A 6968-nucleotide genomic window follows, 5' to 3' on the forward strand; every position below is an offset into this window, starting at 1 on the left:
AGGCCGATGGGTTGTCCGCCATACAGCCGCCTTACAGCGCTCAGCTGTATGGTGCAGGGCGTGGCCATCTGTATGGCGCGCGTTTCCTGTCTACGCCGCTATAGTCCGGGCATGAATCGCTATCAGCTGCTGGCCGATGCCCTCGGCCGTCGTATCGAACAAGGCCTCTATCGACCAGGCGAACGCCTGCCGTCGGTGCGCGCCCTGGCCCAGGAGCACGGGGTCAGTCTGGCCACGGTGCAGCAGGCCTATCGGCTGCTGGAGGACCGCGGGCTGGTGGAGCCACGGCCCAAGTCCGGCTATTTCGTCCGCCTGGAAAGACGCGTCATCGAGTTGCCGCGGGTGACCCGTCCGGCGCGCTGGCCGGTGGAGGTGTCCGGCTGGGAGCCGGTACGGGAGCTGATGACCAGCACCCCGGAGTCGGTACGGGTGCAACTCGGCCGCGGCCTGCCGGATACCGAGGCGCCGACCCTGGCCCCCTTGCTGGCCGGCATGGCGCGCCTGGCGCGGCGGCCGGGCAATGCCGGGCTGTCCTACGACAGCATCCAGGGCGTGGCGGCCTTGCGCGAACAGGTGGCCCGGCTGCAGCTGGATGCCGGCTGCGTGCTCACCGCCGATGACATCGTCATCACCAGCGGTGCCCACGAGGCCCTGGCCACGGCCTTGCGCGCCACCTGCCAGGAGGGCGACATCGTCGCGGTGGATTCGCCGACCTTTCACGGGGTGATGCAGACCCTCAAGGGTCAGGGCCTCAAGGCACTGGAGATCCCTACCGATCCGCGCACCGGCATCAGCCTGCCGGCGCTGGAACTGGCCCTGGAACAATGGCCGGTAAGGGCCATCCAGCTCACCCCCAGTTGCAACAATCCCCTGGGCTACTGCATGCCCGAGGCCAACAAGCGCCAGCTGGTGGCCCTGGCGCGCAAGCACGACCTGGCGGTGATCGAAGACGATGTCTATGGCGATCTGCTCTATGGCTATCCGCGGGCGCGAGCGCTCAAGGCCTTCGACGAAGACGATCGGGTAATCCTCTGCAGTTCCTTTTCCAAGACCCTGGCACCCGGTCTCCGGGTCGGCTGGGTGGCGCCCGGGCGCTATGCCGAGCGCATCCTGCACCTCAAGTACATAGGCACCGGCTGCACCGCCCCCCAGCCGCAGCTGGCCATCGCTGAATTCATCGCCGCCGGCCACTACACCGTGCACGTCCGGCGCATGCGCGCCCAGTACCAGCGCAATCGCGACCTGATGAGTGCCTGGGTGCAGCGCTACTTTCCCGCGGGTACCCGGGTCAGCCAGCCCCAGGGCAGCTTCCTGCTGTGGGTCGAGTTGCCCGAGGCCTGCGACAGTCATCGACTCAATCGCGAACTGCTCGCCCAGAGCGTGCAGATCGCCTGCGGCAGCATCTTTTCCGCCTCGGGCAAGTACCGTAACTGCCTGCGCCTGAACTATGCCCAGGCCCAGCGCCCGGGGATCGAGGAGGGCGTGCGTCGCGTCGGCGAGGCCGCCTGCCGGCTGCTCGACGAAGCGCTGCCGCGGTCGCTGGCGCTGCCGGTCTAGCCGGGTTCGGCGATCTCGCTGCAATTGCGCCCGCGATGCTTGGCCCGGTAGAGGGCGGCATCGGCCTGGGCCAGCAGGCGGACCGGGACGCCTTCCGCCAGCCGCGGCGTCACCGCCACGCCGAAGCTGGCGCTGACCGGCAGCGCCTCGGTCGGGCCGACGGCGAAGGGCGCCTCGGCGATGCCGCAGCGCAGGCGCTCGGCCAGTGCCAGGGCGTCGGTCGGCTGGGCCACATCGGCGAGCACGGCGAATTCCTCGCCACCGATCCGGGCGATGCGATCACCGGGACGCAGCAGCTCGCGGCAGCGCTGCGCCAGTTGCTGCAGCAGCAGATCGCCGGCGGCGTGCCCGTAGGTGTCGTTGATGCGCTTGAAGTGGTCAATATCGAAGGCGATCGCCGCCAGCTGCCCGGCGGTGCGGGTCACCCCCTGCGCCAGCTCGCGTTCGAAGGCGCGTCGATTGGCCAGGCCGGTCAGGTAGTCGGTCTCCGCGCGGACCCCCAGTTCGGCGATCAGGGCATCACGCTCCTCACGCAGCCGGTCGGCCTGCAGCAACTCGTCCTCCAGCTGGGCAAAGGCGGCGAACAGGCTGCGCGGGTCATCTTCGGCCACCGTCCCGAGCGGTCGGGCGCGCCGGCTGAGGCTGAGCAGGCGCTGGGTATTGGCCAGCAGCGGCGTCAGCAGGCGCTGCTTGAGCAACAGCAGACCAGTGCCCAGCGCCAGCAGGATGCCCACCGCTGCGGCGATGGTCAGCCACAACCGCAGCTGGGCTTCGCGCGCCAGGGCATCGGCTTCGTCATGGGCCAGACTCAGCATCTCGTCGCGCAACTCCAGGATGCTGACCATGGTCGGGACATAGCCCTGGGCGAAGCTGGCCGCAGTGGGCGCCGTGCCGGTCGCCAGGGCGGCGAGGGTCTGGTGGTACCAGTCCAGGCCTTCGCCCAGGTAGCGCTCCTGCACCTGCACGAAGCGGTCGTGCTCGGGACGGCCGGGGGCCAGGTTGAGGTTGCTGCGCAGGAGATCCATCAGCTGGTTGATGCGACCCTGGGTCTGCAGCAACTGGACCTGTTCCGCCCCGCTGGGCAGGCGCTGCGCCTGCAGCGCCGGGGTCAGCAGCGAACCCAGGCGTCCGGCGGTGTCGCGCAGGCGGGCGGCCAGCTTGGCATTGACCAGGTAGATGGCCACGGCCGGGCTGCGCTGGATGAGGTCGTGCAGGGTAAGGTCGGCGGTGATGAAGTTGCTGTCGAGGGCGCGGAACAGGCCCTGGACCACGGTGGCGATGTCCTGGGGCGCGGGATCGTCCGGCGTCGCCCGCAGGCGCTGGTCGACCCGGGCACGGGCCTGCAGCAGCGTTTGATAGCCGTTTGCCGCCTGCTCGGCGGTCACGCTGCATTGCCGGCAGCCCTGCAACAGCACCTGTAGCCGGGCGAAGCGCTGATCGCTCAGGGCCCGGGCGTGCGCCAGCTCATGGCTATCGCCGCCGCGACCGCCGAGCAGGGCATTGGTCGGGCCACGTTCGGCGGAGATGGCTTGCACCAACTCCAGCGCCTCTTCGTAGACCGGCAACTGGTCACGGGTCAGGCCCATGCTCGTCGAATTCTCCTGGGCCTGCTGGACGAGCAAGGCCATGCCGCAGGCGGTGGCGAGCGAGGTCACCACCAGCAAGGCATTGATCAGTCGATTGAGGTGAGCGGTCAGCAGAAAACGGCCAGACATCAGGCGACACCAAAGCGAGCATGCCCAGGAGGCGAGCCGATTCCGGACAGCGGAGGATTCAGGCTCTCAAGGTGCGCCGATGGTAAAAGGTCTAGCTTTCAAAACGTATACAGCCGGGGCCGGGCGGATTGGTTATTGCGTAAACGGTCATGCCGGCAGCACGAGTGGCAGGGCGGCCAGGAAACCTTGTCAGGCAGACGGGGTACCACCCACCCTCTACACTGGCCATTTCGCGAGGTCCTGCCATGCCACCCCGTATCTATCTTGCCGGTCCCGAGGTCTTTCGGCCCGATGCCGTCGCCCAGGGCGAGGCGCTCAAGGCACTGTGCGCCCGTCACGGCTGCACGGGGCTGTTTCCGCTGGACAACGCCCTTCCTCCGGGGCTGACCGAACCAGGGGAGCAGGCGGCCTGGATCTATCGGGCGAATCTGGCGCTGATCGAGCAGGCGGATGGCGTCCTGGCCAGCCTGGATTTCTTTCGCGGCGCCGAGCCCGACAGCGGCACCTGCTTCGAAGTGGGCTATGCGGTGGCGCTGGGCAAGCCGGTGGTGGGCTATGTACCGGAGGCGGGCAGCCTGGCCGAGCGGATTCGCGCGCGACATCCCGAGTGGGTAGGCGTGGGGCTGCTGGACCGTGACGGCTGGACGCTGGAGGAATTCGGCCTGCCGCTGAACCTGATGCTGGCGGTACCGGCCAGCATCGTCGTCGGTGGACCGGAGGTGGCCCTGGCGGTATTGCGCGAGCGGCTCGGCTAGCGAGGCGGGCGTGCGACCCTCACCCCGGCCCTCTCCCGGTGGGCGCGGGGGTGGTTAGCGGTCAGTCCAGTGGAAAAGGCTGCGCCGTTTTCCACGCTACGGGGCCTCGACCCAGGCAGATCGGCGGTCTGAACGGAATCAGCCGCGCGCCAGGGCCGCCAGTTCGTCCAGTCCGCTGTTGCCGTCGGCATAGGCCGCGCGGAAGCTGTCGCGCTGCTGCCAGCGCGCCCAGAAGGCCGCCAGGTGCTCGAAGCGCTCGTCCAGCGGCGTCTGGTTGGTGGGGAACTTGGAGAAGGCGATGGCGGTGCACAGGGTGATGTCGGCAAAGGTCGGCGCCGCGCCGCCCAGCAGCCACTCGCGACCATCGGCCAGGTGCCGATCCACCAGCGCCGCGTGCATCAGGGCTTCCTTGCGGCAATGCTCGCCCCACTGCGGATTGTGGGTCAGCTCCAGCTTGTGGCCGAGGCCTTCGTGCTGCACATGGAACATGGTCACGATGCGATAGAGCACATGGACGAAGATGCGGTCGTTCCACATGGCGTCCTGGCCCTGCTCCAGCGGCGTTTCGCCCATTACCTTGCGTCCGGGATAGCTGTTGTCCAGATAGCGGGCGATGGCCGCGCTCTCGGCCAGGTAGCCGCCCTCGGCGAGTTCCAGGGTCGGCGTCTCGCCCCAGGGATTGCGCTTGAGGTGCTGCCACTGGCGTTGCTCGCCTTCCGGCGCCATCTTCAGGATGACCTCCTCGAATTGGTCGGCGATGCCCTTTTCCTGGATGAACAGCCGCAGCCGCTGCGGATTGGGAAAGGCGGATGGCGAGGTGAAGAGGCGTAGCTTGGCCATGGAGGACTCCAGAAAAGGAAGGGACGAAGCATGCGACTGCGGGCAGTCGTGCCGCGTTCGTACGAGGTGACCAAGGATGCCGGGCCAGGACCGGGGCGAACAGCCAAGCCGCTGTATGCCCTCCATGCAGAGAGTCGATTGGTCAGGCGAGCGTTCAGCTCACGAGGCTGGCGACGATGCGTTCGCGCAGCCAAGCATGGGCTGGATCGCGGTGCAGGCGTTCGGGCCAGAGCAGCAGCATGTCGAAGCCCGGGATGGCCAGGGGGGGCGGCTGGACCTGCAGGCCGGGAAGGTTCAGAGCGATCTGGGCGGGCAGCAGGGCCACCAGATCGCTGACCAGGAGGACACTGGCCAGGGTGGCGAAGTGGGGCACCGACAGCACCACCCGCCGTTCGCGGCCCTGTTCCGCCAGCAACCGGTCAGTGACGCTGGCGAAACCGCCACCGCTTGGCGAGACCAGCGCCTGATCCAGTTGGCAGAAGGTTTCCAGGGACACAGGTTGCTGCAGCGCCGGATGGCCGCGCCGGCCCGCCAGCAGATAGTGTTCGGTGAACAGCAGCCGCTGGCGCAGACCCGCTGCGGCGGTATCGGCCACGTCCAGCGCCAGGTCCAGGCGATCCCCCTCCAGTTGCTCGGCGAGCAACGCCGGCTTCTTGTCCAGCAGCGCCAGGCGGATACCGGGCGCCTGCTGGCGCAGGTCAGCCAGCAGCGGGGTGAGCAGCGTGGTGGCACTGTGGTCGCTGGCGGCGATGCGCCAGGTTCGCTCGGCGCGCGCCGGTTCGAAGGGGGCGGCCGGTGCCAGCGCCTCGTCCAGGGCGGCCAGCGCCTGGCGCAAGGGTTCACGCAGCGCCGCCGCGCGCGCCGTGGGTCGCATGCCGCGCGGCCCAGGTAGCAGCAGGGGATCGTCCAGCAGCTGGCGCAGCCGGCCCAGCTGCAGGCTGACGGTGGGCTGCGCCAGATTCAGCCGGCGCGCGGCGCGGGTGACGTTGAGTTCCACCAGGAGGGCGTCGAGAGTCACCAGCAGATTGAGATCGAGGCGGCGCAAGCTATTGTGCATGGCAATGGCTACTGTTTCGGTAATTCATTTCCAGCATAACTCCGCCGTCACCTAGCCTGGCCACCTTTCCCGCGAGAGGTACGTGCCATGAAGGTCCTGCTGGTCTACGCCCATCCCGAACCCCGATCGCTCAACGGTGCGCTGCGCGACTTCGCCGTGGCCCATCTGCAGGCGGCCGGCCATGAGGTCCAGGTCTCCGATCTCTATGCCCTGCACTGGAAGGCCACCCTGGATGCGGCGGACGCGCCACACCTGGCGCCTGGGGCACGCTTCGATGCGGTCCTGGATTCGCGGCAGGCCTATGCCGCCGGCCAGCAACCGGCGGATATCGCCGCCGAGCAGGCCAAGTTGCTGTGGGCCGATGTGCTGATCCTGCAATTTCCGCTGTGGTGGTTTTCCTTGCCGGCCATCCTCAAGGGCTGGGTGGAACGTGTCTATGCCTGCGGCTTCGCCTATGGCGTCGGCGAGCACAGCGACACTCACTGGGGTGACCGCTATGGCGAAGGCACCCTGGCCGGCAAGCGCGCCATGCTGGTGGTGACCTGTGGCGGCTGGGCGTCGCATTACAGCGAGCGCGGCATCAATGGCGCGCTGGATGACATCCTCTTTCCCATCCAGCACGGCATCCTCTTCTATCCCGGCTTCAGCGTGCTACCGCCGTTTCCGGTCTATCGCACGAGCAAGCTGGACGCCGCCGGCTTCGAGCGACTGTGCCAGGCCTATGGAGCGCGGCTGGATGGACTGGCCACGGACACGCCCCTGGCGTTTCGGCGGCAGAATGGTGGGGATTACCAGATTCCGGCACTCACCCTGAAGCCCGAGCTGGCGCCGGGGCGGACCGATCTGGGGATTCATCTGTGGGAGGAGTGAGGGCTGGCGCGGCCATGGTTTCCATGGCGCGGGCTCGCGCCGTAGGTTGGCGCTGAGCGTAGCGAAGCCCAACAGCGGGGTTGGGCCCTGGGCAATGTTGGGCTTCGCTGGCGCTCAACCCAACCTACGAAAGCCATGCCCGCGCCGTAGGTTGGTGCTGAGCGTAGCGAAGCC

The 6968-nt window shown here is 68.2% G+C and carries 6 protein-coding genes; 3 read left to right on the plus strand and 3 right to left on the minus strand.

Features of this window, described 5'->3' with window-relative positions; all coding sequences use genetic code 11:
• Positions 1–111 precede the first annotated feature (111 nt).
• Positions 112–1557 carry an aminotransferase-like domain-containing protein gene (locus QMX82_RS18105; protein WP_208694026.1) on the plus strand — a complete coding sequence of 482 codons (1446 nt, stop codon included), beginning with the start codon at positions 112–114 and terminating at the stop codon, positions 1555–1557.
• Here the strand turns inward: QMX82_RS18105 and QMX82_RS18110 are convergent.
• Positions 1554–3272 carry a GGDEF domain-containing protein gene (locus QMX82_RS18110; RefSeq protein ID WP_282286120.1) on the minus strand — a complete coding sequence of 573 codons (1719 nt, stop codon included), beginning with the start codon at positions 3270–3272 and terminating at the stop codon, positions 1554–1556. The genes QMX82_RS18105 and QMX82_RS18110 overlap by 4 nt on opposite strands.
• 245 nt (positions 3273–3517) lie before the next feature.
• On the opposite strand from QMX82_RS18110, the gene QMX82_RS18115 reads away from it, so the two are divergent.
• Entirely contained in the window at positions 3518–4027 is a 510-nt protein-coding gene (locus QMX82_RS18115) for a nucleoside 2-deoxyribosyltransferase (RefSeq protein WP_282286122.1), read from the plus strand.
• A gap of 138 nt (positions 4028–4165) precedes the next feature.
• Here the strand turns inward: QMX82_RS18115 and QMX82_RS18120 are convergent, their stop codons facing one another.
• A complete protein-coding gene (locus QMX82_RS18120) occupies positions 4166–4867 on the minus strand; it encodes a glutathione S-transferase family protein (protein ID WP_282286124.1) in 702 nt (233 codons plus the stop codon).
• Between the two features lie 154 nt (positions 4868–5021).
• Entirely contained in the window at positions 5022–5924 is a 903-nt protein-coding gene (locus QMX82_RS18125) for a LysR family transcriptional regulator (RefSeq protein ID WP_282286126.1), read from the minus strand.
• A gap of 87 nt (positions 5925–6011) precedes the next feature.
• Here QMX82_RS18125 and QMX82_RS18130 point away from each other — a divergent pair, with 87 nt between their 5' ends.
• Complete coding sequence (locus tag QMX82_RS18130) at positions 6012–6794, plus strand: NAD(P)H-dependent oxidoreductase (protein ID WP_282286128.1); 783 nt, start codon at positions 6012–6014, stop codon at positions 6792–6794.
• The last annotated feature ends 174 nt before the right edge of the window (positions 6795–6968 follow it).

It is taken from the genome of Pseudomonas sp. PS02302, assembly GCF_029959585.1.
Taxonomy (GTDB): domain Bacteria; phylum Pseudomonadota; class Gammaproteobacteria; order Pseudomonadales; family Pseudomonadaceae; genus Chryseomonas; species Chryseomonas aestiva.

What these genes read in the sequence shown, in the direction of transcription:
- QMX82_RS18105 (WP_208694026.1), top strand. Translation starts at nt 112, where the DNA reads ATGAATCGCTATCAGCTGCTGGCCGATGCCCTCGGCCGTCGTATCGAA.
- QMX82_RS18110 (WP_282286120.1), bottom strand. Translation starts at nt 3,272, where the DNA reads ATGTCTGGCCGTTTTCTGCTGACCGCTCACCTCAATCGACTGATCAAT.
- QMX82_RS18115 (WP_282286122.1), top strand. Translation starts at nt 3,518, where the DNA reads ATGCCACCCCGTATCTATCTTGCCGGTCCCGAGGTCTTTCGGCCCGAT.
- QMX82_RS18120 (WP_282286124.1), bottom strand. Translation starts at nt 4,867, where the DNA reads ATGGCCAAGCTACGCCTCTTCACCTCGCCATCCGCCTTTCCCAATCCG.
- QMX82_RS18125 (WP_282286126.1), bottom strand. Translation starts at nt 5,924, where the DNA reads ATGCACAATAGCTTGCGCCGCCTCGATCTCAATCTGCTGGTGACTCTC.
- QMX82_RS18130 (WP_282286128.1), top strand. Translation starts at nt 6,012, where the DNA reads ATGAAGGTCCTGCTGGTCTACGCCCATCCCGAACCCCGATCGCTCAAC.